Origin of the sequence: Paenibacillus residui (assembly GCF_042677205.1) — a bacterium.
Classification (GTDB): domain Bacteria; phylum Bacillota; class Bacilli; order Paenibacillales; family NBRC-103111; genus Paenibacillus_L; species Paenibacillus_L residui.
This window is the reverse complement of record NZ_JBHTIU010000082.1, coordinates 26,525-52,877: the sequence shown is the minus strand read 5'-3', so window position 1 is coordinate 52,877 and position 26,353 is coordinate 26,525. Positions and strand designations below refer to the sequence as shown.

The window sequence follows — 26,353 nt, the reverse complement described above, 5'->3', positions numbered from 1 at the left end:
ATCCCGAGAATACCCTACTTTTTTGTCGCCTGTGAAGGCTCCAAATCTTGGTACACAGAATACTTTCAATTTGAGGCTCAAAAGGATGTATTTTTGCAGCAATTTTTTCCAACCAAACAACAACCCGGGTAAAAGATGTAAAATTGCAGTTTTTCTATCAAAGCTGCAGGATGTCTCGTCAAAAGTTCATAACACACAACATGATTGCCTGTCGAACAGTTATTGGCGTAAACCAGCCTTTATCGCAGAGTGATTTGAGCATGCGTACTGTAGTGAGAAGTGCGATGGTCGATGTTAAATAACTGGATAAGCTCGGTATGGGCCACTTCGAATTTCAATTCAGCTTGCACCTCCCCGATAAAATGAAAGAACGCCTGGCTCCATTCCTTGTTGGAATGGAGCCAGGCGTTCTTTGTCGCTTAAAGATTATTATACTGTAAGGCGGATCAATTATGGAGTATAAAAATATTGTTGACACGACACCAAATGGTGTCCTATATTTATATAGTCACCAAATGGTGTCTAATTAAGAGTCGGTCATTTGGAAACATTGGAGTCAGAATGGAGATGGTTAGATTAATAATATATCCAAACGGAATATCAAAAAGGACGCCTTATTCGGGTATTAGTTAAGCGGCGGACGCAGTGTCCGGAGAGCCGCAACTTTAAGGAGGTGGTGAAATGAACGGCTATCCCTTCGTATCAGCAATACTTTCCATTACACAAAATAAAAGTTTGGAGGGAGAGTTGTGAGCGAGAACAACCAATTGAGGGATGTGTTTGACGCGATTGCAGATCCAACCAGGCGACAACTAATTAGTTTGTTAGCAGAGACGGAGGAAAAACCGCTTCATGAGTTAACGGCACATTTTCAAATGGGACGTACAGCGGTATCCAAGCATTTGACAATCCTTAAAGAGGCCGGGCTGGTACATGACCGAAAAGTCGGCAGAGAAACGCGATTTAGGCTAAATGCCTCTCCACTTAGAGAAGTTCAAGATTGGGTGGCTTTCTACAGCAAGTTCTGGAGCACGAATATGTTGCGCTTGAACCAACTATTAGAGGAGGAAGAAGAATGAGTTTGAAGTTAGAGCTGGATTTTCAGTACACGACATCGATCGAGAAGCTTTGGTCCGCGTTAACCGACTCAAAAATGCTTGCCAAGTGGGTATTGGAAAATGATTTCAAGCCCGTCGTAGGACACCGATTTCTGCATTGCGAGTAATAGCTGCTTCGCTGGCACTACTATCCCAGGAAACAGAGAATCCATGAATATTGTGATAATGATGTTCACCAATTTGAATTTATACAATTCGGAGGTCATTCATGAAGGAGAGCTCGAAGTCCCACCCTTACCAAGAATATATTGAAATTCGTGGTGCCCGGGAAAACAATCTCAAGAACGTATCCTTGCGTATTCCTAAGCGGAAGATCACGATCTTCACCGGGGTATCCGGATCCGGCAAGTCATCGATCGTCTTCGATACGATTGCAGCAGAATCCACGCGATTGCTGAATGAGAACTTCAGCATGTTCGTGCGTAATTTCCTGCCGCGCGTTCCACAGCCGGATACAGACGGGATCGAAAACCTGAGCATGGCGGTTATTGTGGACCAGAAGCGGCTGGGCGGCGGTTCCCATTCCACGATGGGCACGATTACCGATATCTCTCCCATTCTTCGCCTTCTCTTCTCACGATTGGGCCAGCCCTATGTTGGAGAAGTGAACATGTTCTCGTTTAACGATCCGCAAGGTATGTGTCCCGAATGCAACGGGATCGGCCGCAGGCTGGGCGTCGACATGAGCAAGGCGCTGGACATGTCTAAATCGTTGAATGAAGGGGCAATTATGCTGCCGGATTATTCAGTGGGCGGCTGGGAATGGAACATGATCGTGCAGTCGGGGGACTTCGATCTCGACAAGAAGCTGAGCGATTATTCGGATGAGGAACTGGAGCAATTGCTGTACGCCAAGGCAAGGAAAGTGAAGATGGATTTCGCCGGTAAGGCAACGAATATTACAGTGGAAGGCGTCATTGAGAAGTTCACCAATAAATACATAAAGCAGGATTTGAAAACGAAGTCCGAACGTACACAAAAAGCGGTTGCGCCATACATTACCGAAGGTCCCTGCTCCTGCTGCCGCGGCGCGAGACTCAATCAGGCCGCGCTAAGCTGCAGGATCAACGGACTCAACATTGCGGAGATGTCCTCCATGGAGGTGGGCCAGCTCATCGGCGTCATCCGGGAGATTGACGATCCGGTTGCCGCGCCGATTGTCAAGTCGCTGACGGAGCGTCTGCAGCATCTGGTGGATATCGGACTGGACTACTTGACGCTGGACCGTGAGACGGATACGTTGTCCGGCGGCGAATCGCAGCGGGTTAAGATGGTGAAGCATCTGAGCGGCAGTCTGGTCGATGTCACTTACATCTTTGATGAGCCCAGCGTCGGGCTGCATCCCCGCGATGTGCACCGGCTCAATGAATTGCTTCAGAAGCTGCGCGATAAAGGCAACACGGTCATAGTGGTCGAACATGATCCCGACGTCATCAAAGTGGCCGATCATATTGTCGATGTCGGCCCTTATGCAGGCAGCCGCGGGGGTACCATCGTTTATGAAGGCAGTTATTCAGGCCTGCTGGAGGCCGATACGCTGACAGGCAACCATCTGAAACAGGAACTGCCGATCAAAGCCAGTTTCCGCCAGGCCTCGGGCCATCTGTCCATTGTGGACGCCAACCTGCACAATTTGAAGAATGTCAGCGTCGATATACCGGCAGGTGTGCTGACCGTAGTGACGGGCGTCGCCGGCTCCGGGAAGAGCACATTAATTAACGAGGTGTTCTTGCGCCAGCATCCCGATTCTATCGTTATTGACCAGTCGGCAGTCGGCGTCTCGACCCGCTCCAACCCGGCCACCTACACCGGCATCATGGACGATGTGCGCAAGGCGTTCGCGACTGCGAATAAAGTGAGCCCCGGCTTGTTCAGCTTTAACTCCAAAGGGGCCTGCGAAAACTGCCAAGGTCTCGGCGTCGTTTATACCGATCTGTCCTTCTTGGAAAGCGTCAAACTCCCTTGCGAGGTATGCGGGGGCAAACGTTTCAAGGAAGAAGTGCTGGCCTATCAGTTGGACGGCAAATCCATTGCTGATGTATTGGAGATGACCGTCGAACAGGCCCTTGCCTTCTTTAACTTGAAGGGGGTCTCGAAAATTCTCCAAGCCATGAGTGATGTGGGACTGGGTTATTTGAAGCTCGGCCAGCCGCTCAGTACGCTTTCGGGCGGGGAATGCCAACGCATCAAGCTGGCCAGCGAGCTGCATAAACAAGGGAGTATTTATGTCATGGACGAGCCGACAACCGGTCTGCATATGTCCGATATCAGCCATTTGCTTGCAATCATGAACCGACTGGTAGACGCCGGTAATACGGTCATTGTCATTGAACATAATTTGGATATCATCCGAAATGCGGATTGGATCATTGATATGGGACCCGACGGAGGCAGCAAGGGCGGCCAGGTAGTGTTCGAGGGCACGCCTGCGCAGATCATTCACGCGGAGCAGTCGATCACGGGAAGATACTTGGTGTAATTACATCAATACTATAAACTCACGAATCCTCAACCAGGGCTGCCGGCAGAAATCGGCAGCCTTTCGGTTCTTCATTATCGGCTAAAAAAGCGGGGATATCCGTTCTAGCTTCAGTGATTTATAAGCTGGTTGAATGAGAGTTTTTAGAGCAATAATCGCTTATCAAAATACATTAGGGGGGATGGTATGCTTGAGCCAAGTGAACGGACAAGGACAGGTTTATGGGAGAAACCGTTTCGCTGTCATCCGCCGATTTAGCTATATGCCCGAGTGCAACGCAGCACAGTGAAGCTTGATTTTACACCTATTATGGCGCATAGTTTAGAAAGGGAAGCCGTCAGCCGCGTATCTTATTTACATGAAAATATAATATCGGTATTAGCTTACGGGTGATATGCTGCTATACTAAGTCCATACTTGCTTGGTACTTGGTAACTATTTCTGTTCATACTTACCATATCAACATGTCGTTAAGATGATATATCCACTATAATATCGCTTATTGGAGGAGTACACGATGTTGGATGATACATTGCCAGTTACGCTGCAGTACCAGTTGCGTATGAAGCTGCTTGGATCCGATGGAGTTAACGGCTAGGGAATGCTTATGCAAACCGAACTAATTTCCGCCGGACTTGACGGATAGACAAGCCGTATTTGGGGTGGTATCAGCTACGCTGGTACCACCTTGGCATTTTAAGGTAACATATAAAACAACACTTGAGGACGTAGCGGGATACGATGAAGATCGGATCTTTTTTGATAATAAGCGGATTTCTTGCTTTTACCGTGAAACAGCAGCTTCTTAGGAGGCTGCTTGTTCGCGGTATTTTTATGCCCAAAATAACTTTATCCTGGTGTTGATTTCGAAGATAAGATAACCGCCTCGTTGAAGAGGCGGCTTATTAAACTATCGTTTCCCTTTTAGCGAAATGCGCAATATAACTCCAATTATTAAAACTTACGTTTATGATAGGGGATTCCATCGCCATCTTCACAGTAGGATTTGAGACTATAAAGGAAAATAGCCCAGTTGTAGTTACAGGAACGATAAAATGGCGTTACTTCTTTCCAGTTCGAATGACTCAAAGTAATAAAAGACTTCCCGTTCTTCCCTTCAATATCAAAGGAAATGGTCGTACCAATCCATTCTGGATCTGAATCTATACACTGCCAAACGACTTTTTTATTAGTGATCAATTCCTCTATTCTCATCTTAGTTATGTCATTGCTGCCGAATCGAAATTCATTAATAAAGCCAATCTGATTATTAACAATGAGTTCATTTGTCCATATTTCCGACAGTCCCTCAGCAGTGGTTAAAGTTTCATACACCTTCGACGCTGGAACATTTACGGTTTGCAAGTGCTCGATATTTGCCATGTCTTACTCCTTTCTAACTGCAATAATTTATGTTTGATGCTTACGATAACATATGAAGAATATAATAGTTTCTTCTGGATTGCTATGTTGCAAAAGCTCTCGCTTATCGTCCTATGTATCAGCAAGTCTTCAGTTCCTTTAAATCCATGGGTAAATCATCTCCGAACAGTGACAATACAACTAAAACGGCGCTTCGAGCATTGCCAAATTGCTGCCGTGCCGCTCGATTTTTCCCGCGCTGACTAATTGTGACACGCAGCAGGGTATGTCAAAACCATATTGGAGCATGTCGTAGCCACGAATTTTGAATACGTATTTATCGTGGCGTCCCTAAACTGGGATTTCAAGGTCAGCCGCATCATGTGTGTTCCCATTTAACTACATTTTTATTGTACAACAAAACTAATATATACGTTGACGTGTATATACGTAATGGTGTATATTAATGGCATGAATACGACAGCGATGCAATTAACGTTATTTACGATCGCCGAGCCGAACCGTTTTAACATTGTTGAACTTTTAAAGCAAGGGCCGCGATCCGTCAGTGAAATCGTCCATGCCCTCAACATCGGCCAGCCTCAAGTATCTCGCCATTTGCGTATTTTGAGCGAGGCTGGGTTGGTACGCGTCCGCAGCAAGGCGCAGCAGCGAATATATAGCCTTGAACCCCGACCGTTTCAGGAACTGGATGAATGGTTCGATTCATTCAGCATCCTGTGGGAAGAACGGCTCGACAATTTCGAGGACTATATGCTCGACTACAAAAGAAAGGAGAACTTATGACAGGTATCAACAGCTTAATCGCCAGTTATTACTGGAACTACCAGGCCATCTGGAACGAGCGTCTTGATGCACTGGAAAATTACGTAATGAGGATGAAACGCGATGAGAACAAGACAGACAAGAATCTATAGAGATCGAGAGCGTCGGGAGCTTACCGTCGAACGTATAGTAGCCATATCTCCCAAGCTTGCCTGGGAAGGATGGACTGAGCCGCAACACGTTGCCCGTTGGTGGGGGCCCAGGTCCTGGACTTCCACCATATATGAAATGGATGTGAGGCCCGGCGGAGTCTGGCGCTATAGCCTTAAATCCGACGATGGCACCGGAGAAGAGGCTTTCTGCCGAGCCGTCTACCAGGATGTTTGCGAACCGTCCAAGCTAGTTTACATCGACTCGTTCGCCGACAGAGATTGGAATGTCGTAGAGAACAGCGAGATGCTCACAACCGTTCATTTCGAGAAGGCGGCCGGAGGTACGAAGCTTCGTATTGTGACCCGTTTCGCAAGCGTCCATGACTTGGAAAACGCCGAGGCGATGGGGATGATCGAAGGATTCACCGATGCCTTCGCTCGACTTGAAGAATATGTAGAAACAACATTAACAGGAGGAAAGATAAATATGAAAACGATTATTTCTAAAGACGGAACAAGAATCGCATATCAAAAGCAAGGAAACGGACCCGCCATTGTTTTGGTATCGTCTGCGGCTGCCGATCATCGGGATGCCGCGGGGCTCGCCGAACAGCTTGCCGATCATTTCACCGTCTACAACTACGACCGTCGGGGACGCGGACAAAGCTCCGATACAACGCCGTACGCTGTTGAACGCGAAATTGAGGATATAGAGGCTTTGATCCGTGAAGCCGGTGGTAATGCAAGTTTGTTCGGCAGCTCATCCGGGGCGGTGCTAGCCCTTGACGCAGCCAACAAATTAGGAAATCAAGTGTCAAAGCTTTATCTGTACGAACCGCCGTTCATTATTAATGACAGCCGCAAACCTGTGTCGGCAGAATACATAGACCAATTGAATAAATTCGTCGAAACCGGCCAACGAAGTGAAGCGGTAGAATACTACATGACCGAAGCTGTCGGTATACCGACGGAATATATCGAATATATGAAAGCAGATCCATCTTGGAAGTCGATGGAAAGCATGGCTCATACGCTTGTCTATGACGGGATGATTATGGGCGAGACGCAGTCCGGAAAACCTCTGCCAACCGGTCGATGGGAAGGGAGTGTCCCTACCTTGGTCATGACAGGGGAAAACAGCGAATCACTTTTCCATGACGCGGCCAAGGCGCTAGCCGAACTATTACCTCTGGCTGAACACCATACGCTATCCGGACAAGATCATTCGGCAGTCATGATGGCTCCGGGCGTACTGGCGCAAGCAATCATTAATGATGATGTGAAAATGAAATAAGATCAATCATTTGGGAGGAGAAACCAATGACTGATCATAACTTACAAGATCAAGCGTATCCACCGCCAAGGCCAAACCCTGATCTTCGATCGCTTGATCGTTTGGTCGGTACCTGGCATATCAGCGGGGGCGCTGAAGGGATCAAGAGATTCGTGAGAAATGGAAAATGATAAGTCATAGTAACGTTTAAGCTCCTCTTCCGTAGGCATTAGGGGGAGCTTTTTGCTGCTTTTGGAAGCATTAATACACTGATTTGAACTTGAGATAAGGTATAATAACCCGTCAATTGTTCGTGCAAACGCCATTGACAAAACAAACTACTATGTGTTACTTTATAGCGGTAGTAAGTAACACTTCATACTAGTCACACAGAATAGCAAGGAGCGATTGTCTTGGAAAATCTTACGGAAATGCTCAAAGGAGTGCTTGAGGGCTGCGTCCTTGAAATTATAAGCCGCCAAGAATCCTACGGGTACGAAATCACACGGCGGCTGAACGCCCTCGGCTTTAAAGATGTTGTGGAGGGAACGGTATACACCATCCTGGTCCGTCTTGAAAAAAACAAGTTGGTGACGATCACCAAGAAACCCTCCGACATGGGACCGCCGCGAAAGTTTTTTGCGATCAACGACGCGGGGCGCGAAGAACTGCGGAGGTTCTGGGACAAATGGGAGTTCGTATCATCAAAAATAAACGAGTTAAAGGAGAAAGAATAATGAATTTTTGGGAAAAAATCACCGGCAGCGACATGACCAAGAAAATGAAAAGTTTTGAATCGCGAGCCTCAAAGCTGCCGGCTGATTATCAGGCGGCATGGAAACAAATTAATGCATGCCTTTGGCCGCGCTCCGATTTTTCCGGTCGCAACCTTATGCCAATTCTTGACGGTGTGCTTGGCCTCCTTGAAGAAACGGCGGCGGACGGTCAGCGTGTCCAAGAGGTGTTAGGTGACGATATCCAAGGTTTCTGTTCGGCGCTGGCCGGCGAAGAAGGGGCAAAGTCTTTTCGCGACAAGTGGCGCGAGCAACTCAATCATAATATCGCAAAAAAATTAGGCAAGTAGGAGTGGAGGATAACATGAGAATACGAGATATCATCGAAGGAAAAAAAGAGTGGCGGGCGCATGTGGCGCGTGTCAAAGCGCTCCCGCGAGATTATCAGATCGTTTATAAAGAGATCCAAAAATATCTCTTTAAGGTCGGCCCTATTGAGCTAACCGAAGTGCTCTCGGGGATTGTCGATCTTTTTGAAGAGGGCGCTGCCGTGGGAAAAGACGTGCTCGAAGTGACGGGGTGTGACGTAGCGGCATTCTGCGACGATCTAATCAAAGATTCCAAAACTTACGCTGATAATTATCAAGAATCTGTCGAGCAGGAAGTTAACAAGGCCATGCAAAAGGTGACGGATAAAACAAAGTAAAAGAGGGATGTCCGGATGGAAAAAGCAATTGAAGTCAAAGGTCTGCGAAAATCTTTCAAGCACGCAGATGTCCTAAAGGGTGTCGATCTTGAAGTGAAGCGAGGTGAGATTTTCGCCCTGCTTGGCTCGAACGGGGCGGGCAAGACGACGATGGTCAGAATCCTCACCACGCTGCTCGAACCGGACGGAGGCACCGCCACCGTAAACGGCTTTGACGTCGCGTCAAAGCCCGACCAAGTACGACAATCAATCAGTTTGACGGGACAATTTGCCGCCGTGGACGAGATATTGACCGGACGGGAAAAAGTGGTCATGATCGCCAAACTGCGGCATCTCAAAAATCCGCGCCAGGTTGCGGATCACATGCTTGAACGCTTCGGCCTGACAGAAGCTGCGGACCGCAAGGCCTCTACCTATTCGGGCGGTATGCGCCGCAGGCTCGACATCGCCCTAAGCCTGGTGGGTAATCCGCAGATCATTTTCCTCGACGAGCCGACCACAGGGCCTGACCCCGAGGCTCGCATCGAGGTTTGGAAGACCGTCAAGGAGCTTGCCGACGGCGGCACGACGATATTTCTAACCACTCAGTACTTGGATGAGGCCGAACAGCTTGCCGATCGAATTGCCATTTTGCATGAGGGTCGGATTATAACCAACGGCACGCTTAAGGAACTGAAAAAGCTGTTCCCGCCCGCAAAGGTGGAGTATGTGGAAAAACAACCTACCTTGGAAGAGATTTTCCTCGCAATCATCGGTAATAAGGAGGGGAAAAAATCATGACTAAATACTTTTTCAGCGACATGAGCGTTATGCTTGGACGTTCCATGCGTCATATTTTCCGCAGCATGGACACCATCATCACGGTCTGTATCACCCCGATCGCGATGATGCTGCTGTTTGTCTATGTGTTTGGCGGCGCAATCCAAACCGGTACGGATAACTATGTGAACTACTTGTTGCCCGGCATTCTGCTGATTGCGATTGCAAGCGGGATATCCTATACGGCTTACCGCCTGTTTATGGATAAGCAGCGGGGCATCATTGAGCGGTTCCACTCCATGCCGATTGCGCGTTCCGCCGTGCTGTGGGGGCATGTACTGACCTCGCTGGTATCTAATGTGATTTCCCTTGTGGTCATCATTCTCGTAGCGCTCATCATGGGTTTTCGCTCGTCCGTAGGAATTCTGCCATGGCTCGCCGTAACCGGTATTCTCGTGCTGTTTACGCTGGCTTTGACTTGGGTCGCGGCAATTGCCGGATTGTCCGGAAAATCGGTCGAAGGGGCGAGCGCATTTTCCTATCCGCTGATCTTCCTGCCGTTCATTAGCTCGGCCTTTGTGCCGACGGAGTCGATGCCGCCGGTCGTTCGCGCCTTTGCCGAAAACCAGCCGGTAACCTCGATCGTGGAAGCCATCCGTTCGCTACTGTCAGGTCAGCCGGTGGGCCATGAAATATGGGTCGCTCTTGCGTGGTGTGTTGGGATTTTGCTCGTAGCGTATTTTTTTGCGATGAGGGCGTATAAAAAGCGGGTGTAATAAACCCAAACCCTGTTAGCAGAGATATTGGACTCCATTTTGAGCAAAGATCATTATAGAGGTAAAGGCTACGATCAGATTCATTTAGACACAGCACTTTATAACGAAGTAGCGCGGAATCTGTATATAAAACATGGCTTCGAAGAGGTTGGGATTACAAGAAGCTATATGAATTTGTTCTAGGGACTTACATTTTTGAACAATTAGGATACAGAAACAGCATAAAGTGCAGTAAAAAAAGCACCTGGAAAATACGGTTGATACCGCACTCTCTCTGGTGCTTTTATTTGTATAAAGTTATTTCTGGTTGGCGGGGTACTCGGCAAGTTGATCTAAATCGAGGCCTCGCTGCAGCATAGGTAGAACAAGGTCGATTCAGCTCATTAGAGCGAACTGGAAGCCTTTTCGAGCAATTGACTTAAAAGACCGTAGTCCGGCGAGTCGCCTTCACGGATTTTCAACCATTTCCGTTCAGGCGGTCCTTCAAATTCTTTCGGTACTTCCAGCTCGGCAGCATTCATAATCATGAACGCAATAGCGTCTTTGGAAGGGGAAATCACCGCGGCGTAATGTCCGTTCTTAAGAAAATGCGGTTTCTTGTACTGGATACGTTCTTCGACCGCCGGAATGGTTTCATGAACCAATTCACGGAGCCGGTTGGATACCTCAACTTGCCATGGTTGACTGAGGTTTTCGATAAAAGAGGTTACATCAACATCTTTATTCAATCCGATACAGCTCCTTTGTCAGGAAATTATTTACATAAGGAAAATATACAACGATCCGAATCATTCTGTAAAGAAATATATGGAAGCCGATGTGTTTACTTTAGGTAAAGAAGCCTCGTTAGACCATAATTGGTTTAACAAAGCAAGATTGGGGAAGCATAAGCAGGAATTAAGCCAAAAGAAGAAGTATACCTAATGATAAAGACAATCTGAAACAGGAGGCTATCCATGTCTAAGCTTTTTTCATCCATAGATTTTAAAAGGGTTACACTGAAAAATCGTATAGTTATGTCTCCAATGTGCATGTATTCATCATTGGATAAGAACGGGATGATTACGCCTTTTCATTTATCCCATTATATTTCCCGTGCTGTTGGTCAAGTCGGACTAGTCATGGTAGAAGCAACAGCAGTCCAACCTGAAGGGCGAATCTCGGAACAGGATTTAGGGATATGGGATGAGGAGCATGTTCCCGGTTTAAAACAGCTCAATAAGGAAATTCATAGTTACGGAGCGAAATCGGGGATTCAACTCGCACATGCCGGAAGAAAAGCAGAATTGAACACTCCCATTTATGCACCATCGGCGCTGCCGTTTAATGAGACGTCAAGCAAACCCGTCGAGATGAGCGCTGAGGATATCAAAACGACGATTGAAGCTTTTAGAAACGGAGCCAGACGTGCGAAAGAAGCCGATTTTGATATTATCGAAATCCATGCCGCCCACGGTTATTTAGTCAATCAATTTTTATCGCCGCTCACCAATAAACGCGCGGATGAATATGGAGGCAGCAGAGAGAACCGCTACCATTTCCTGAGTAAAATTATCGAGGCAGTAAAAATGGAATGGGATGGTCCTCTTTTCGTACGCATCTCAGCCAATGAATATCATGAACAAGGAAATACAGAGGAGGACTTCATCTTTTTTGCATCCCGCATGAAAGAACAAGGGGTAGACTTAATTGATTGCAGCTCAGGCGCAGTTGTACCGGCACATGTTAAAACCTACCCCGGTTATCAGGTGAAGTACAGCGAAGTAATTAGAACTAAATCAGCGATTGCCACCGGGGCGGTCGGCTTAATCACCAGCGGCATCCAGGCGGAGGAGATATTACAAAATGAGCGGGCTGATCTCGTGTTCATTGGCAGGTCCTTATTAAGAAATCCATACTGGGCCAAGGCTGCGGCAGATGAATTAGGATATGATCTGGAGGCTCCCAAACAATACGAACGGGGGTGGAACTAACACAATAGCGGCCAATATGAATTGTTCAATGACACAAACAGGCACTAATAAGTTGATTCCATGTGCGGAGTATGGTAAATTTAGTTTATTCAGTAATGAAAGGGTGACCAGAAGCCGATGATCTACTAATCCTATCCGCTAAAGAAAATCTACTTTTCAGGTTTTCGGGATAGGGGAAGTGCGGGCTTTTATATATTAACATAGAGTGCGACTGCTTTTTTTGTATAGCAGAACGTCTTATTGTTTGTATGTATGCCTCCTATCCGTTAACCGGAAAGGGAGGTTTTTTTGTGGCTAATTTTGGATTAGATAATGATTTGAAAGGGGATAAATCTAATGAAAGGCACGATACGCGAATATGCAATCGCCGGATCAGATGCGGGACCGTATGGGATAACTACCGGAAAAGATGGAGCACTATGGTATACGGAACAAAAAGGGAATCGAATCGGACGAATAACAGGCAAGGGTGAAATGAAGTCATTTCCAATCCCAACACCGGATGCCGGTGCTATGACTATCGTTTCGGATCAATCTGGAGACTTGTGGTTTACGGAATATAAAGCAAATAAGATCGGGAGAATGTCGATGAACGGTCTTTTTGCAGAATATGAGCTTCCTTCGGCGAACTCTTCGCCTTATGGCATTACGGAAGGTCCTGATGGCGCAATATGGTTTACAGAAATGAACAGCGGCAGAATCGGGAGGATAACAAAATCCGGGGAAATAACGGAGTTTGACTTACCGAATCCAAAAGCCTTTCCTTCCTTTATTATTCAGGGGGCGGATGGAGCATTATGGTTTACACAGAATCAATATAATAAAATCGGTCGAATAACTACAGAAGGTGAAGTTAAGGAATACCCAATTCCAACTCCTAACTCTGGCCCAGTCGGCATTACAAGCGGACCTGACGGTGCGCTATGGTTTGTTCAGATTACCGGCAATAAAGTTGGAAGAATTACGACATCAGGTGAGATGAAGGAATATACTATACCTACGCCTGGCGCTCGTCCTCATGCCATCGTTTCCGGGAAGAAAGGGGATCTCTGGTTCACAGAATGGGGCGCAAATCAAATCGGTCGAATTACTACAGAAGGAGTTATTACGGAGTATGAAATACCGACAAAGAATGCAGAGCCTCATGGCATTGCGGTTTGTGCCGAAGGAAATGTTTGGTTCGCCGAAGAGTGTGATCAGATTGCTTGTTTATTATTTTCGGAATAAATTTGATCGCGAGCAGGCTACAGTTGTAGTCTGCTTCTCGTATTTATAAACCTGAAGTCATTATTTGATTGGGATAAAAATAAGTTATTTAGCTGGTTTTATATGGTAATGTTAATGTATACTAATTCCGAAATTAATAGGCGGTGAGTAAAAATGAGAAACATTTTTACCAAGAAATGGCACAGAAAAATGCAAGTTGCTGGCTTTTTGACCTTTCATGAGACGAAAGAGGATTGGGATAATGATGTAGCTTGGTACGAAGCAGAGGGAAGAAATTTTGAAGAGGAATGCAGGAGGGATTTAGAGCATTATAAGCGTGATTTATTAGAATTTCTTCCAGAGTCATTTCACCCTTATATACATGACGGAACCATTAGAAGTCAATTTCCTTCACCAGAGCTTAGAGCAATGGCGGAACAATGGAAAAAGGAATACGACGAACATAATAGGAGTCAATATAGCGAGTATCGGAGCCGCTTTTTATCAATACAAGGTAGGCTTCCTAAGAATGTCGTTCAATTGTATGAGAAGTCTTTACATGATGCTAGAGTATTATCCTTTGAAATCCCTAATAAGGACACTTTTAGTATGGTTTTAGATTGCAGCGGAGCATTTCATTATTACACTGACATTAGATTAACATTTAAAGGTGTCGATATCGATTCGTTGAACATATCGGAAGTATTCGTAGGTAGTTCTTGGATATATGATGAAGTTTATTTAGCAAATACAGGATTTGAGCTTCATGTTTTATTGGAAAGTCCTTTAGGGGAATTGACCATCACGGCGCAAGACATAGAAATTGAAATTTTGGATAGATGAAGAAAATGGTAGACCAGACAAATAAAAGAAATAAAACTATTGAGTCCGATAATGTATATTATGTAAACTAAATAGAGAATGTGAGACGCGTACCAATTTCGAGTTTCAACTGATCTTTAAGCTCGCCGCCACTACCGGAATACGTCGGCAAGAGCCTGTGGATTTGACTTGGGAGCAAATCGATCCAGCAGCCGGGCTGCTGCCCCTCCATGAAATCGTCATTCCGCTCATTGAGAGATATCGTACTTTGCTTGATGAGGTCGCGTTTTAAAGAACCGGTATTTGTAAACGGGTTCGGCCACGCGATCGATCCCGCGGGGCCTTCACCGCATTTTTAAATGGGAACTGATTAAGCGGGTTTGCCGCAGCATCGCTATTCCCTTCACCATCTGCGGCATACGTTCAGCACGTTGCTGCTGCAAACGAGACAAGCGTCCGTACACTGCAGGAACCGCTTGTCTCTCGCAACGAAGTCCATTTCATTTACATGCACTTCGATCTGGAGCAATTGCTGCGCTGCTTACCTAATAGATCGCTGCTCGGTTTAGGGCAGCGATCTATTGACCATCTTACGCACAAAATACGTTTTTTGTGTATATAGTTAATGATATTAATAATCAACACTTTACAGGAACTAATGTTCCTATTACAATAATTAATGTGGTTAACTATATATTGGAGGTGTGTTGCTATGAACGTTATCAAGGCTCAAGACTTACATTTATTGGAGCGGCGGCTCCCCCTGTTTCCCTGGTATGTCGAGCAATATATCCAGCACAAGCTTGCTGATCTCTCCCCTTCCACCCTTTTGGAATATACACGGGATTTCGAAATGTTCTTTCACTGGATGATTCAGGAAGGCCTCTGTTCTGCCCTTTCTATGGATCAGATCACCCTATTCGATCTCGAACAGCTAAATTTGCAAAATATCGACACATACAAGCTTCATCTGCAGCTTCGAAACCAGAACAGCAAGGTGACACGTGAGCGTAAAGTCGCTTCCCTCAAGTCATTGTTCCATTATTTAAGCCAGATTGCCGAGGATGACGACCACTATCCCCTTTTAAAGCGAAATGTCATGGCAAAACTAAAAACACAACGGCTCACCAATGCGAAACTGATGGCAAGCCGGTTGCACGGCAAGATTCTAGAAGACGATACGGAGATTCATGACTTCTGCGCATTCATTGCGCGTGATTGCATTACTCAAATCTCCGACAACCCGCAAGCGCTCCATTATTATCAAATGAACAGAGTTCGGGACACAGCAATTGTCACCCTCATTTTAGCCTCTGGTATGCGCGTTTCCGAGGTTGTAAACCTGGATATCGATGACATCGATGTAACGAAAAAAGTAGCGCACATTTACCGTAAAGGCAGCAAGGATCCGGGCATCAAACAGAGCATATTTTTTACGGAAACCGGTAAAGAAGCTCTGGTGCAATATTTGCAAATGCGTTCTATCGTTTACCCTCATGATCGAACGGAAAAAGCATTGTTTTTGGCCATTCCTAGAGGTGCCTCGCAAGCCAAACGTATGTCAAAACGCGCCATTCAACAAATGGTGAGCAAATATGCTGCTGCATTCGGCAAGCCGATGCTCACGGTACATAAGCTCCGGCACTCGTTTGCGACAAGCTATTATTTAAAGAATGATATTTATAAAACGCAGCGGCAACTAGGTCACGCAAGCACGGACACAACGGAGCTGTATGCACAGCTCACTGATAAAACGATGGAAGCGGCCATCAATCGTTTATGATGATGAAATTGCCATGGGCTCTTCCCTGCTGCTATTACTACATCTAAACAAGTGCCCCGTTTTCAATTAATGTTACAAGGGCTCGATCAGACGTTTGGGGGTCCCGCCAACAAAACGCGGAATACGTACGCTAAGTGAAGATTTGATCAAACAAGCCGGAATTTCCGAACGTTAAGGAAATCCGGCTCGTTTTTATTCTTCTGGTGAAGGATGTATAAGTGGAAGTAGTCAATTACGTGCACCGCATCCCTGCAACTCATTATTATTCCGGCAAATTCCCTGATCTCGTTCCTGCTTCATAAGAAGGGGTGATGTTGTCGTACATCAAGTGTAAGGTCATCCCTGTCGCAGCATGGTCCAAGTTATGGCAGTGATCCATCCACATTCCAGGATTGTCCGCGATAAATGCCACCTCATAAGTCTCACCTGCATAGACATTTAACGTGTCGGTCATCCAAGGCGTCCTTACTTTCTTGCCGTTCTTCTTCAATAACGTCATATGATGCCCGTGAAGGTTTGTTGAATGGAATGCAGCCTTGTGTACTGCCGCTCGATTTGTTAAATCCTCAGTACCCTTGATATGTCTTGCCTTAAATTTTTCTGGCAATGTAACTGGGAAAGGGCAATTATCCAATGAAATTTTCGTGAGGACTTCAGGAGTTTCTGCTATTGGAATGGGACTCCGCTTCTAGGACAGTTACTCTTTGTTCATTGGTTTCGGTCATTCTATCAAACCAATCAATAACATCAGGATAGCTGGGGTCAATTTGATAGGTTACAGGAAGTCTAATCCATCCCCATGCTACTGCTTATTATCAATTTCCCAAATTGCATTAATCCAATTATCCTCGCTCCCAACGTGTCGATGACGCTGCTAAGCTAAATCACCTTTTGTGAGTTGCTGCATACGTTTTAAATCACTAGAATCCTTATACGTTCGAATTACAGGTCTACTTATACTCATTGATCTATTCCCCTCGATTCTTTAGATTTGCATAACCAATGTTTTTAAATGCTCCGCTTCCAATTTCATCCATTATACTTCAATTCGCCGCGACACTCGCCTGCGGAATAGTACCGATTTCTAAGATCTACATATTTCTCATCTCATGGATTTTTTGCAAGGCATTAAGGTGCATTGATTTATCTTCGGGCGACTCAGCGAATTTATACCATTCTACAAGCCTGTAGCCGAACATAACAAGGATAATGTCATAGATACAATGGTCGGAGATATGGGACACATCCGCATATTCCGAAAAACCTCTGTAATACGCCGGAATGCATTTTTGGTAGTATTCAATCATATGACGGACGTCTGCTTCATCCGTTATTAAACTCGCGATATCCTCGCCCATATACCCCCATCCGGCGGTATCCCAATCGATAAGTACGATTTTACTGTCCGAATAGAATATGTTTGCCACCCAAAAATCTCTGTGGCAAAGCACTATTGGCAGCTTTTCAATGCGTCTGAATATTTCGTCCGCGTGGTTATCTATGTCTATGAGCATTTTACATAGGTGCTTCGGAATTTCGCAGTCATCGGAGCGTACATAATCATACAAAACATTCCATGACCGATACCGCAGATAGTAGTTTTTCATAAACTCAACCTTGCTTAAACTGGACAGATTCTGCAATACTTTCGGCCGTTCAGTATACAACCTGCCTTGAAATCGCCCCAATTCCTCGGCTATACGTTCATAAATTTCCGAGGTCAGATTTAAGCCTGATACACCATCAATATATTCCATCCACAGTTGAATCTCATCGCCATTTATTTCGGCGTGATAACACTCCGGACAACGGAACGAATCGAAGAACAACTTTTGGAAATCTGATGCGTAGAGGTCGTATTCCCTTCGCCATGATTCCGGATCACCGTAACGCTCAAATTTTTTCTGTGTTTTCCAAACCATCTTATACGGCAGATTTTCACCATCGGAAGTTTCAACCATGCCTGTTACAAGCCAAACATCTCCTACTGTCCCGCCTTGCAGCTCTTTAAGTTGATAATCCGCGCGGATTATCGTCTTGTCGAGCATTTTACCCAAAGCAAGCGCCAGTATTTCGGGCTTTACAATCCTTTCATTATGGTTGTTCATTTCTTGTACCCTCCGTTTTTACCCTTATGTCGCATGGCAATCGATTTTTGCCACGCCCGTTTATCCATTAGATACCCCGATTTATCATCCACAAACTTGTTTTCCCGCTTCTGTACAAGGTAACGCTCCCATTGCTCTGGCGCCAATGTTCCATCGGCAAGGGCGGCAAGGACTGCGCAGCCCGGCTCCGTCTGATGACGGCAGTCATTGAAGCGACACTGTGTGAATAATTCCTCCACATCGTTAAATCCCGCGCTGATCCCGTCGTCCGCACCGAACAGCCCAAGTTCACGCATACCCGGCGTATCAATAACCATCGCGCCGGAAGGGAGCATGAAAAGCTGGCGATGCGTCGTTGTGTGCCGGCCCCGGCTGTCGGCCTCGCGGATAGCATTGACAGTCATCACTTCCTGATTCATCAGGGCGTTTAGCAGCGAGGATTTTCCCACGCCGGACATGCCGAGGAATACCACGGTTTTCCCTGGTTGCAGATATTCACTCAACCCGTCTAAACCACTCCCGGTGTGACTGGAAACTGCGTGTACCGGCACATCAGGAGCGGCTTTCTGAACCTCGGCTAACGGTGCGCTGAAATCCGGGGCCAGGTCAGCTTTTGTTAAGATTACGACAGGCTGGCCGCCGCTCTGCCGTGTCTGCGTCAGGTAGCGCATGATGCGGCTGACCTTGAAATCCCAGTTTAGGGACGTCACGATAAATACGTAATCAAAATTCGTTGCTACGACTTGCTCCAATATGGTTTTGACATACCCTGCCGAGTGTCCCGAATAGTCAGCGCGAGAAAATTTCGAGCGGCGAGGCAGCAATTTGGCAATGCGCGAAGCGCCGTTTTCGTTGTATTGTAGAAATACAAAATCGCCAACGCACGGAAAATCTTCCCGAGTCCCCGCAGTGTGGTAGAACGAGCCCTTCAATACAGCCTTCACTTCTCCGTGTTCGGTGATGACGGTATATTGCTCTCGCTGTAGTTCCGTAACCCTTCCGGGTATTAAGCCTATCGGCGGCGTTTCGGCTTCAATATAGCCGTATTGTTTCAAATCAATCATTGGACCTATCCTCTCCTAGAAATTAAAGTTGTTTTTGGGCATAAAAATACCGCGAACAAGCAGCCTCCTAAGAAGCTGCTGTTTCGCGGCGAAAAGCCAAGAGTCGGCTTATAATCAAAAAAGGATACGACCTTCATCGTATCCGGGTTGCATGGACGAGCAGTTGCCGAAGGCAACGACCATCCCGCTAACAGCAGTATTCACGAAAGGTTACTGTTTATGGCATAGCAAACAAACACGGGAGACGGTGATATTCCCGGTTACTCTCATTCCAAGCTATAATAAAGATTGGAATATACTATGCCCGATATTCGGTTAAGTTAAAACCACCAATACCATATAAGCAGTCATTAAAAACATCTCCTTTCGCGGGAAAAAGCTGGAATACAATCTCACTTCTATAGTGTGGCATAACCCTTTATAAGACATCAATAGAAAATTTGATTATAAGCAAAGTTTATCAGCCAGCTACCTCTTCACATGGCGTTCCGCCAACTAACGTATTCAGCCATTACAATATTTCGATATACCCTTCGGTTCCATGCACGCGAATTCGTTCCCCATCTTTTATCCGTTTGGTAGCATTCTCCACTCCGACAACGGCCGGTAAGCCATATTCACGTGCGATTACTGCGCCATGGGTCATCAGTCCGCCAACTTCGGTGACCAGGCCTTTGATGGATACGAACAATGGTGTCCAGCTGGGGTCCGTAAAGGTGGTGACTAATATATCTCCTTCTTCCAGATCGGCGTCTTCCATGTTTAAGATGACACGCGCCCTTCCCTCTGCAACTCCGGAAGAAACAGGCAGACCTACAATCGCTCCGGCCGGGAGATTTTCTCGTTTGTATTTACCCAGGATGATCTCACCATCGGACGTGATCACACGAGGCGGAGTTAGTTTTTCATATAATTTGTACTCGTCTTTTCGTTGGCTGATGATCTGTCTAATCGCAAGCCCTGCTTGCTGCTCGACCATGCAACCCGGGTCATCCGGTTTCTTTGTGCGTACGGCTTCGTGAAGTTCTTCAAAAGTGAGATAATATATATCTTCTTTGTCATGAATAACGCCCGCTTGTACAAGCTGTTCGGCCTCTTTCATTAAAGCCTGCTTATAAACGTAGTAGCGATGGACCATGGCGTATTTCGGATATTCCCGATACCCGATAAAATTCCGAATTAGGTCGATCTTTTCTTTGGTTTCTTTTGCTTTTTGTTCCCCATCCGGTAATTGCTTCAATCGATCCAATAACTCTTGTTCTTTTTTCAATGCTTCCTGCCGCCCTTGCTCAAATTTCCGTTTGCTGGCATTAGGACCAAAGTTTTTGATGTTACTGAGAATCAATGGGATAAGCGTAATCGGTTTTTCGCTCCATCGAGTTCTGGTGATATCGATTTCTCCGGTACATCGCATGCCGTATTTATCGAGAAAAGCAAAGATAGCGTCTCGGGTTTCCTTTCCGCCATTGAATTTCATCAGTTCATCCAAAAAGTGATCATCTTTTGCATGTTGTAAATATTCAATGACTTCCGGATAAGGACGAATCACATCGGCAACATCCAATAGCGCCAGACCCATTTCCGAAGTAATATTGCCCGATACAGATTGAGAAAGCGTATCTGCCGCGTTTTGTTCACCCAACCACTCGTTCATTTTTTCATTGATCCATGATGATGCATCCATAGCAGCTATAATCACACCCAAACTTTGTGGGTCGGATAACATCTTCGTTAATTGCTGGATATCTTCTTGAATAAAATCGAATAAATCCGATCCGGATTTCGTTTGGATATTTTGTTTTAACGCCTCGATCGATGTTTGACTACGCTGAATCAAATCAGAAACGATGGTCGGATCGATTTCGAGTTGTGCTTGAGAACCCGCAGGCGGTATAGCTTCTTTGCTTTTACCGGCACTCTGTTCTTTGTCACTTGGTAATGATTTTATAAAATCTCCTCGCTCGATGACGGTCATCAGTGCGTCTTTGATGAGCGGATCGGATTGTCCCAGATTATTTAATACCATTTCTCTGCTAGCAGGTGAAGCCAGCATAGGTGTTACATCAACAAACAACCTTCCGCCAGCGTTACGCATGGGGGCACGAGTCGTTAACAGCCAAAAAGATAATCCCAATGGCTTTATGGGGTCTGTCATCATTTGTTGGTGACCGACGGAGACATAGACGTGATTTTCCTGATCATTGGCTTCAGGGATGGGGTATAAAGTCGTAATTGGCCGACTCTGGACAATGTAAAAGGTATTATCAACCAAACACCATTCGATATCTTGGGGCTGGCCGAAATAAGCTTCGATCTGTCTGCCGAGGCGTGCCAGTTGCAAAATTTGCTCATCAGTAAGTGTTTGAATCTTTTGCTGGACGGGATCGATTTGCTTTGTCTCTGTTCCGCCTTCTTTTCGTGCATAGATAGCCAAATCTTTAGTTGCAATCCTCTTATCGATGATTTCCCCTTCCCGTACTTTATAACAATCGGCGGATACCAAGCCGGAGACCAGTGCTTCTCCAAGTCCAAAGCCGGCATCGATGGATAGCAGCTTTCGGTTGGAGGTGATTGGATCAGCGGTAAATAAAATCCCCGAGGCCTGCGGGAAAACCATCCTTTGAATGATAACGGATAAATAAACTTGACGATGATCAAATCCATGTTGCATACGGTAGATTACCGCGCGATCCGTAAATAAGGAAGCCCAGCATTTGCGGATATGCTGCAAGATGGATTCTTTGCCGATAATATTTAAATAGGTGTCTTGTTGACCCGCAAATGAGGCATGCGGCAGATCTTCGGCCGTCGCGCTCGAACGCACGGCATAAGCCTGTTCCTCGCCAAATTGGGAGAGATAATGAGTAACGGCTTTCACGACGTCAGAAGGAATTTCGGCTTCCATAATAATTTGCCTGATCTTCCTGCTGGTTCCAGCAATATCGTCTCGATCTTCTGCTTTTAGCATGGTTAGTCGATTCAACAAAGAATGATAGGTTTCGTTTTGTTCGATGGCTCTTTGATACCCCACGGTTGTCACACAAAATCCTTCGGGTACTTGTATCCCCTCAATTTTTGATAATTCCCCTAAATTTAAACCCTTTCCGCCTACAAGCAAAATCTGCGTTTTGTCGATTTCCTGGAAGCCGAGAACCAACGAACTCATCAACATCTCTCCTTAAATTAGATTGAAAAAAAACATTTGACAAGAGTTTTTCGGCATGTTATACTTAAAGTGTAAGATAAGACAATTATACCTATATCTCTTGTCGCAGTCGTGATCTGATTATATCATCATGTCTGTTTTTTTGCAATACAAAAGAACCTGGATCGTTTGATCAGGTTCTTTTTTGGTTTCCGCTATCATTTTCCAGATTCTAAAATCTCGTAGTTTTTTAACGGCATACCGATATATTCGCGGAAGTATGCACCTGTGTTTCCCTTAGTATTCACCTTTAATGACGAAAAACGATCCCCGAATTGTTCCGGCTAGTTTAGACTTCTGCCTGGCAAACTTAAACTTCTTCTCCTCCAACTCCTTGGGGACCTCCATCCCCTCAGAAAGCTTAAAACCAACGGCCCGCTTCTTCGGGTCATCAACCGTATACATGACATTGAGTCCAAGACCATCCTCGTAAAAAACGAAGGTCCACTGGATATTTTCCACTTGAAAACGCGACGTTTCCAAAGGCTTGGCCGCAAACTCAATGTCACGTTCTTCTTTCAAAATTCGGTTTACATAATCTAGGGTTTCCTGGCTTTCGCTGGCTGGTACAACCGTAAATTCATGCTTATATTTGTTCATAAAGTAACGGGCTTCATTAGCTCGCAAACCGGCAAGCGCTTCTGCTACGGGTGAAGACTCTAAACCAACCGTAGACACGTTTTTAAAGTCAACGATATAGGACATTCTCATCCCTCCAAAAAGTTTTATAAGCGTTGTTCCTAGAGCCTGCTTCGAGCATAAATCGCACGGAAGCAGACTCTAACCCCTGTTTTAAAATATAAGAAAGTATAAGTTTTCATCTATACCTGTTCTTACCACATTAGAAAGTTTAAGTTCATTAAAGCATTAAAATGGAACAAACTTTCTAATTGGCATAAAAAGCTACCTTTAAAACCGGGTTATTCGTCTTCGAAGAGGCTCCGTTAGGAGCTTTTTTTATATTTCATCGGTAAACGCGCCCGTCCTAAGGACGGAGATAGCCGTTTATCCTTATTTCCTAACAACGGGAATCCACATTTCACCATATACTAAGCCGTCTCTCTGCCCCATCTCAACCGTTGCATTTGGCCCGCCAACATAGGCAATATTCTGTGCTTCCGGCAGGACTTGTCCGAAGGCAATGCCGGTAAGCATATTACTCAACTCTTCAGCCGTCTTCCCTTCCCCTTTTACAACCAGGTATTCTCCTTTAGGAAATTGAATAACTCTTGTTGCTTCTGGTAGCGAGGCCTCTGTCATGACGCCGGCATAATACATCATCTTGTTATTCACCGCTTCATTTACGGCAAAAATGTAGTCATTGGCGGCTACGGCCTTTAGAGTGTCAAGCCTTCCATCTTGTTTCACAGCTTCCCAAAAGTCTGCTTTCTCCTTGTTTATGCCGACATAGTCCGTGTAATCGCTCTGAAGCTCAATTCCAATTCCTAAAACGATAAAGCTGTCTTTTTCCTCAAGCGTAAAATTCGCCATATTCAAAACCTTCCCTTTTATAAAATTTATCAAATGATTTATCTTTTCACTTGATGGGTTTATAATAACTTTAAATCATGTCAAAAAATGATACTGTTTAGGGGGGCCCGATGAAAAAAGTTGAACGGATAAATGTCATCATGCGGTATATCAACAACCGCGCCCACTTTACCATTTCTGAAATCATGCGAGAATTTAATATCTCTCGTTCGACAGCTATTCGAGATATCCGAGAAATTGAAGCTATGGGGATGCCGCTTGTCGCGGAAGTTGGAAGAGATGGGGGTTATTTTGTCATGAACAACTCGGTCCTCCCCACGGTCCGCTTTACCGATAATGAAATTAAAGCACTGTTTATTGCCTTTATGGCCACTAGAAATCAGCAGCTCCCTTATCTGAAGAGCCGTCAGTCTTTAGCTGAAAAATTATTAGGTCTCATCTCGGAAAACCAGCAAGATGACCTTGTTCTATTAAATCAAATCTTGCTGTTTGAAGGGACCAACCCCAATAATCCCGACCTGCTTGATTTGTCAGACCTGCCCCATCCTATGTTAGAAAAATTGATCCAAATCCTTCTTGTGGACAGCTATTTATTGGTTTCCGTTAAAGAAGGGAAGGATACAAAGTCTTATCCCATTTATCTCTTGCACCTTTATCGTGAAAAAAGCCTATGGCAAATTGAAGGCTTTGACTTAGAGGAAGAAAAACGGCGGATCATTCCGGTCGACAATCTCACCGATGTAAAACCATACCCTACGAAAAAAAGATTAAGTAAGAAAAAGATTTTAGAAAAACTACGCAAGCAGGAAGAAGTCATCAACCTTGTTCTGGAGCTTGGTCCAAAGGCGATTGCCCAGTTCAAAAAATACCATCCTTTAAAGCTTTCCATTTCCTATACGAATCCTTACCAAACCACAGCCATCTTAAAGACTTTTATCCATGTTGATCATCCAGAAGAATTAACTGAAATCACCAATTGGCTGCTGTTCCTGGGTGAAGATATCAAGGTCAGGGAGACCCCGGAAGAAGTCATAGCAGGTTTAAAAGAGAGATTAAGCTTATTTTAAACCACAACCAATGCAAATGACCCTAGCAACGCATGGAAATTCCCGGACAACTGAAAATATCCGGGTTTCCTCTCTTCCCGATCCAAAGTAGAGCAGGAGTCGTTATTTTAGTAATCTAATGGATTAAACGAAAAATGAAAAGTTCTGGATTGTTTACCTCCTATTTTTTTGTAAAAACTTATAGCATGTTGGTCAACTCCATCAGCTTGTACAAACAAATCCTCGATGTTCTTCGACTTACATAACATAATTATTTCATTAACTAACCTACTTCCAATCCCTTTACGCTGATACTCTTTATTAACAGCTAAATCATATATATACATGGAAGATCCTTCACGATCATACATCTCTAATTCGTATGCGGTTAATCCTCCTATAATCCTGTTATCGATCTGAGCTACAATACATACAAATTTGAGATTATTCAACAGATTCCCGATGTTCTTCGTATTTACATATGTCAAACTTGGTGATTCAAATTCTTCGTTAAACAATAGCACCAAATCAGAAAACTGCGAATCGTCTCCGCTTTTTAATCTTCTATACTTGACACCTATTATATCCATTTAGATTCACCCCTCCTACGTTGATCCGTGTTCAAAAGAACCTCCTCAAATGATCGCATAATTGGATTTACTTATTTAAATCTATCACAATATCATGAGTAATCACCTAACGAAAGCAATTCGTCATGCCGGCCTTATCCAACTAACTACCGGGCACCATTTGTCAGATAATCTTTAGAAATAAAGGTAGATTTTCTAAACAACAGAAATCAATATTGACAATTACTGAATATATGAGTTAATTTGTTTCAACGAGCATTGTTATTTTCTGGGGAAATCATCTTTCACCAAGTTATTATTACTACTTGGCGTTTAAAAAGGGAGGTATCCCGGATCTTGAGAAAAAAATTGATATTTATTTCTCTTCTGCTGGCAACGATGATTTTAGCGATCATTATATATTACTATCCGAAGCAGCAATCACTTACTTTTGAAGGTGTAATGTTTCAATTAGGTGAAGATAATAGTGATCATGTCAAACAGGTGACTATAAATATTAATGGGAAAGTTCAAAGAAATATTGTCGGAATAAAAACATTTAAAGGATTTATCGATATTGAGGGCGAAACTATACCTGTTCCTGAACAGCAAAGGGAGCTAGAACTTCGCCTTGGAAAATATGGAGAAGCAATCATTGTTTATACATACATTGTAAACGGAGTACCGAACACCTATTCCTATGGTGGAATATTTGTTAATAATAATTTCAGCAAGATAGCTATTTGGAAAAATGATTCTAACGGATACTGGGATGTTAATAATGGCTTTATGATTTCAGCACCGGCCAATAATAGGAAGGAAGCACTTGGTGTAGCAAACGAGCTTATGGAAAAATATTTGAAGGGTTACCCATTAAAATAATAGTTACTCCATCGACTAAAGCTTAGGGCTGCCATTCGGCAGCCCTGTAATTCTGTAAT

General features: G+C 44.8%; 23 protein-coding genes and 2 pseudogenes. 16 read left to right on the top strand and 9 right to left on the bottom strand.

Features of this window, described 5'->3' with window-relative positions; all coding sequences use genetic code 11:
- Window positions 1-749 precede the first annotated feature (749 nt).
- From ACFQ03_RS20685 to ACFQ03_RS20675, 3 genes and pseudogenes are all read left to right on the top strand, one after another.
- Window positions 750-1,079, top strand: coding sequence for an ArsR/SmtB family transcription factor (locus ACFQ03_RS20685; RefSeq protein ID WP_379290667.1), 330 nt, complete (start codon window positions 750-752; stop codon window positions 1,077-1,079).
- Window positions 1,076-1,210, top strand: a pseudogene (locus ACFQ03_RS20680) (SRPBCC family protein); the annotation flags it as partial. The gene ACFQ03_RS20685 and the pseudogene ACFQ03_RS20680, both read left to right, overlap by 4 nt.
- Before the next feature lie 116 nt (window positions 1,211-1,326).
- The gene (locus tag ACFQ03_RS20675; RefSeq protein WP_379290665.1) at window positions 1,327-3,597 is read left to right on the top strand and encodes an ATP-binding cassette domain-containing protein; all 2,271 of its coding nucleotides are present in this window, start codon (window positions 1,327-1,329) and stop codon (window positions 3,595-3,597) included.
- Between the two features lie 954 nt (window positions 3,598-4,551).
- Here ACFQ03_RS20675 and ACFQ03_RS20670 read toward each other — a convergent pair.
- Entirely contained in the window at window positions 4,552-4,980 is a 429-nt protein-coding gene (locus tag ACFQ03_RS20670) for an SRPBCC family protein (RefSeq protein WP_379290662.1), read from the bottom strand.
- A gap of 450 nt (window positions 4,981-5,430) precedes the next feature.
- On the opposite strand from ACFQ03_RS20670, the gene ACFQ03_RS20665 reads away from it, so the two are divergent.
- From ACFQ03_RS20665 to ACFQ03_RS20635, 7 genes are all read left to right on the top strand, one after another.
- Entirely contained in the window at window positions 5,431-5,766 is a 336-nt protein-coding gene (locus ACFQ03_RS20665) for an ArsR/SmtB family transcription factor (RefSeq protein ID WP_379290660.1), read from the top strand.
- A gap of 102 nt (window positions 5,767-5,868) precedes the next feature.
- Window positions 5,869-7,191, top strand: coding sequence for an alpha/beta fold hydrolase (locus ACFQ03_RS20660; protein WP_379290658.1), 1,323 nt, complete (start codon window positions 5,869-5,871; stop codon window positions 7,189-7,191).
- A 410-nt stretch (window positions 7,192-7,601) separates the two neighbouring features.
- Window positions 7,602-7,907, top strand: a complete 306-nt coding sequence (locus ACFQ03_RS20655) for a PadR family transcriptional regulator (RefSeq protein WP_379290672.1) — start codon at window positions 7,602-7,604, stop codon at window positions 7,905-7,907.
- On the top strand, window positions 7,907-8,254 hold the full coding sequence (locus tag ACFQ03_RS20650; RefSeq protein ID WP_379290656.1) for a DUF1048 domain-containing protein: 348 nt from the start codon (window positions 7,907-7,909) through the stop codon (window positions 8,252-8,254). Before ACFQ03_RS20655 ends, ACFQ03_RS20650 begins: the two co-directional genes overlap by 1 nt.
- 14 nt (window positions 8,255-8,268) lie before the next feature.
- Window positions 8,269-8,610, top strand: coding sequence for a DUF1048 domain-containing protein (locus ACFQ03_RS20645; protein WP_379290654.1), 342 nt, complete (start codon window positions 8,269-8,271; stop codon window positions 8,608-8,610).
- Window positions 8,611-8,625: 15 nt separating this feature from the next.
- Window positions 8,626-9,390, top strand: coding sequence for an ABC transporter ATP-binding protein (locus ACFQ03_RS20640; protein ID WP_379290652.1), 765 nt, complete (start codon window positions 8,626-8,628; stop codon window positions 9,388-9,390).
- On the top strand, window positions 9,387-10,145 hold the full coding sequence (locus ACFQ03_RS20635; protein WP_379290650.1) for an ABC transporter permease: 759 nt from the start codon (window positions 9,387-9,389) through the stop codon (window positions 10,143-10,145). The genes ACFQ03_RS20640 and ACFQ03_RS20635 overlap by 4 nt, the downstream gene beginning before the upstream one ends.
- A 383-nt stretch (window positions 10,146-10,528) precedes the next feature.
- Here ACFQ03_RS20635 and ACFQ03_RS20630 read toward each other — a convergent pair whose 3' ends face one another.
- Entirely contained in the window at window positions 10,529-10,873 is a 345-nt protein-coding gene (locus ACFQ03_RS20630) for a DUF1801 domain-containing protein (RefSeq protein WP_379290648.1), read from the bottom strand.
- 228 nt (window positions 10,874-11,101) lie between these two features.
- Between ACFQ03_RS20630 and namA the strand changes: the two genes are divergently transcribed.
- The 4 genes from namA to xerS all read left to right on the top strand — a co-directional run bounded on the left by namA (window position 11,102) and on the right by xerS (window position 15,929).
- Window positions 11,102-12,118: an NADPH dehydrogenase NamA gene (gene namA, locus ACFQ03_RS20625; RefSeq protein WP_379290646.1), complete on the top strand. Its 1,017-nt coding sequence runs from the start codon at window positions 11,102-11,104 to the stop codon at window positions 12,116-12,118.
- A gap of 336 nt (window positions 12,119-12,454) precedes the next feature.
- The gene (locus ACFQ03_RS20620; RefSeq protein ID WP_379290644.1) at window positions 12,455-13,345 is read left to right on the top strand and encodes a Vgb family protein; all 891 of its coding nucleotides are present in this window, start codon (window positions 12,455-12,457) and stop codon (window positions 13,343-13,345) included.
- A 153-nt stretch (window positions 13,346-13,498) separates the two neighbouring features.
- Window positions 13,499-14,167: a DUF4085 family protein gene (locus tag ACFQ03_RS20615; protein WP_379290642.1), complete on the top strand. Its 669-nt coding sequence runs from the start codon at window positions 13,499-13,501 to the stop codon at window positions 14,165-14,167.
- 691 nt (window positions 14,168-14,858) lie between these two features.
- On the top strand, window positions 14,859-15,929 hold the full coding sequence (xerS, locus tag ACFQ03_RS20610; RefSeq protein WP_379290640.1) for a tyrosine recombinase XerS: 1,071 nt from the start codon (window positions 14,859-14,861) through the stop codon (window positions 15,927-15,929).
- A 262-nt stretch (window positions 15,930-16,191) separates the two neighbouring features.
- Here the strand turns inward: xerS and ACFQ03_RS20605 are convergent.
- The 6 genes and pseudogenes from ACFQ03_RS20605 to ACFQ03_RS20580 all read right to left on the bottom strand — a co-directional run.
- Window positions 16,192-16,455, bottom strand: a pseudogene (locus ACFQ03_RS20605) (multicopper oxidase domain-containing protein); the annotation flags it as partial.
- 565 nt (window positions 16,456-17,020) lie between these two features.
- Window positions 17,021-18,037: an aminoglycoside phosphotransferase family protein gene (locus ACFQ03_RS20600; protein ID WP_379290638.1), complete on the bottom strand. Its 1,017-nt coding sequence runs from the start codon at window positions 18,035-18,037 to the stop codon at window positions 17,021-17,023.
- Entirely contained in the window at window positions 18,034-19,101 is a 1,068-nt protein-coding gene (rsgA, locus tag ACFQ03_RS20595) for a ribosome small subunit-dependent GTPase A (RefSeq protein ID WP_379290636.1), read from the bottom strand. The genes ACFQ03_RS20600 and rsgA overlap by 4 nt, the downstream gene beginning before the upstream one ends.
- 511 nt (window positions 19,102-19,612) lie before the next feature.
- A complete protein-coding gene (gene ppsA / locus ACFQ03_RS20590; RefSeq protein WP_379290634.1) occupies window positions 19,613-22,267 on the bottom strand; it encodes a phosphoenolpyruvate synthase in 2,655 nt (884 codons plus the stop codon).
- A gap of 276 nt (window positions 22,268-22,543) precedes the next feature.
- Entirely contained in the window at window positions 22,544-23,011 is a 468-nt protein-coding gene (locus ACFQ03_RS20585; RefSeq protein ID WP_379290632.1) for a phage tail protein, read from the bottom strand.
- A 306-nt stretch (window positions 23,012-23,317) separates the two neighbouring features.
- Window positions 23,318-23,797 carry a GyrI-like domain-containing protein gene (locus tag ACFQ03_RS20580; protein WP_379290630.1) on the bottom strand — a complete coding sequence of 160 codons (480 nt, stop codon included), beginning with the start codon at window positions 23,795-23,797 and terminating at the stop codon, window positions 23,318-23,320.
- 110 nt (window positions 23,798-23,907) lie between these two features.
- On the opposite strand from ACFQ03_RS20580, the gene ACFQ03_RS20575 reads away from it, so the two are divergent.
- Window positions 23,908-24,864: a helix-turn-helix transcriptional regulator gene (locus ACFQ03_RS20575; RefSeq protein ID WP_379290628.1), complete on the top strand. Its 957-nt coding sequence runs from the start codon at window positions 23,908-23,910 to the stop codon at window positions 24,862-24,864.
- Window positions 24,865-24,971: 107 nt separating this feature from the next.
- Here ACFQ03_RS20575 and ACFQ03_RS20570 read toward each other — a convergent pair whose 3' ends face one another.
- On the bottom strand, window positions 24,972-25,433 hold the full coding sequence (locus ACFQ03_RS20570) for a GNAT family N-acetyltransferase (protein WP_379290626.1): 462 nt from the start codon (window positions 25,431-25,433) through the stop codon (window positions 24,972-24,974).
- A gap of 336 nt (window positions 25,434-25,769) precedes the next feature.
- Between ACFQ03_RS20570 and ACFQ03_RS20565 the strand changes: the two genes are divergently transcribed.
- Window positions 25,770-26,294, top strand: coding sequence for a hypothetical protein (locus ACFQ03_RS20565; RefSeq protein ID WP_379290624.1), 525 nt, complete (start codon window positions 25,770-25,772; stop codon window positions 26,292-26,294).
- Window positions 26,295-26,353: the final 59 nt, after the last annotated feature.

What these genes read in the sequence shown, in the direction of transcription:
- ACFQ03_RS20675 (WP_379290665.1), top strand. Translation starts at nt 1,327, where the DNA reads ATGAAGGAGAGCTCGAAGTCCCACCCTTACCAAGAATATATTGAAATT.
- ACFQ03_RS20670 (WP_379290662.1), bottom strand. Translation starts at nt 4,980, where the DNA reads ATGGCAAATATCGAGCACTTGCAAACCGTAAATGTTCCAGCGTCGAAG.
- ACFQ03_RS20665 (WP_379290660.1), top strand. Translation starts at nt 5,431, where the DNA reads ATGAATACGACAGCGATGCAATTAACGTTATTTACGATCGCCGAGCCG.
- ACFQ03_RS20660 (WP_379290658.1), top strand. Translation starts at nt 5,869, where the DNA reads ATGAGAACAAGACAGACAAGAATCTATAGAGATCGAGAGCGTCGGGAG.
- ACFQ03_RS20655 (WP_379290672.1), top strand. Translation starts at nt 7,602, where the DNA reads ATGCTCAAAGGAGTGCTTGAGGGCTGCGTCCTTGAAATTATAAGCCGC.
- ACFQ03_RS20650 (WP_379290656.1), top strand. Translation starts at nt 7,907, where the DNA reads ATGAATTTTTGGGAAAAAATCACCGGCAGCGACATGACCAAGAAAATG.
- ACFQ03_RS20645 (WP_379290654.1), top strand. Translation starts at nt 8,269, where the DNA reads ATGAGAATACGAGATATCATCGAAGGAAAAAAAGAGTGGCGGGCGCAT.
- ACFQ03_RS20640 (WP_379290652.1), top strand. Translation starts at nt 8,626, where the DNA reads ATGGAAAAAGCAATTGAAGTCAAAGGTCTGCGAAAATCTTTCAAGCAC.
- ACFQ03_RS20635 (WP_379290650.1), top strand. Translation starts at nt 9,387, where the DNA reads ATGACTAAATACTTTTTCAGCGACATGAGCGTTATGCTTGGACGTTCC.
- namA (WP_379290646.1), top strand. Translation starts at nt 11,102, where the DNA reads ATGTCTAAGCTTTTTTCATCCATAGATTTTAAAAGGGTTACACTGAAA.
- ACFQ03_RS20620 (WP_379290644.1), top strand. Translation starts at nt 12,455, where the DNA reads ATGAAAGGCACGATACGCGAATATGCAATCGCCGGATCAGATGCGGGA.
- ACFQ03_RS20615 (WP_379290642.1), top strand. Translation starts at nt 13,499, where the DNA reads ATGAGAAACATTTTTACCAAGAAATGGCACAGAAAAATGCAAGTTGCT.
- xerS (WP_379290640.1), top strand. Translation starts at nt 14,859, where the DNA reads ATGAACGTTATCAAGGCTCAAGACTTACATTTATTGGAGCGGCGGCTC.
- ACFQ03_RS20600 (WP_379290638.1), bottom strand. Translation starts at nt 18,037, where the DNA reads ATGAACAACCATAATGAAAGGATTGTAAAGCCCGAAATACTGGCGCTT.
- rsgA (WP_379290636.1), bottom strand. Translation starts at nt 19,101, where the DNA reads ATGATTGATTTGAAACAATACGGCTATATTGAAGCCGAAACGCCGCCG.
- ppsA (WP_379290634.1), bottom strand. Translation starts at nt 22,267, where the DNA reads ATGAGTTCGTTGGTTCTCGGCTTCCAGGAAATCGACAAAACGCAGATT.
- ACFQ03_RS20585 (WP_379290632.1), bottom strand. Translation starts at nt 23,011, where the DNA reads ATGTCCTATATCGTTGACTTTAAAAACGTGTCTACGGTTGGTTTAGAG.
- ACFQ03_RS20580 (WP_379290630.1), bottom strand. Translation starts at nt 23,797, where the DNA reads ATGGCGAATTTTACGCTTGAGGAAAAAGACAGCTTTATCGTTTTAGGA.
- ACFQ03_RS20575 (WP_379290628.1), top strand. Translation starts at nt 23,908, where the DNA reads ATGAAAAAAGTTGAACGGATAAATGTCATCATGCGGTATATCAACAAC.
- ACFQ03_RS20570 (WP_379290626.1), bottom strand. Translation starts at nt 25,433, where the DNA reads ATGGATATAATAGGTGTCAAGTATAGAAGATTAAAAAGCGGAGACGAT.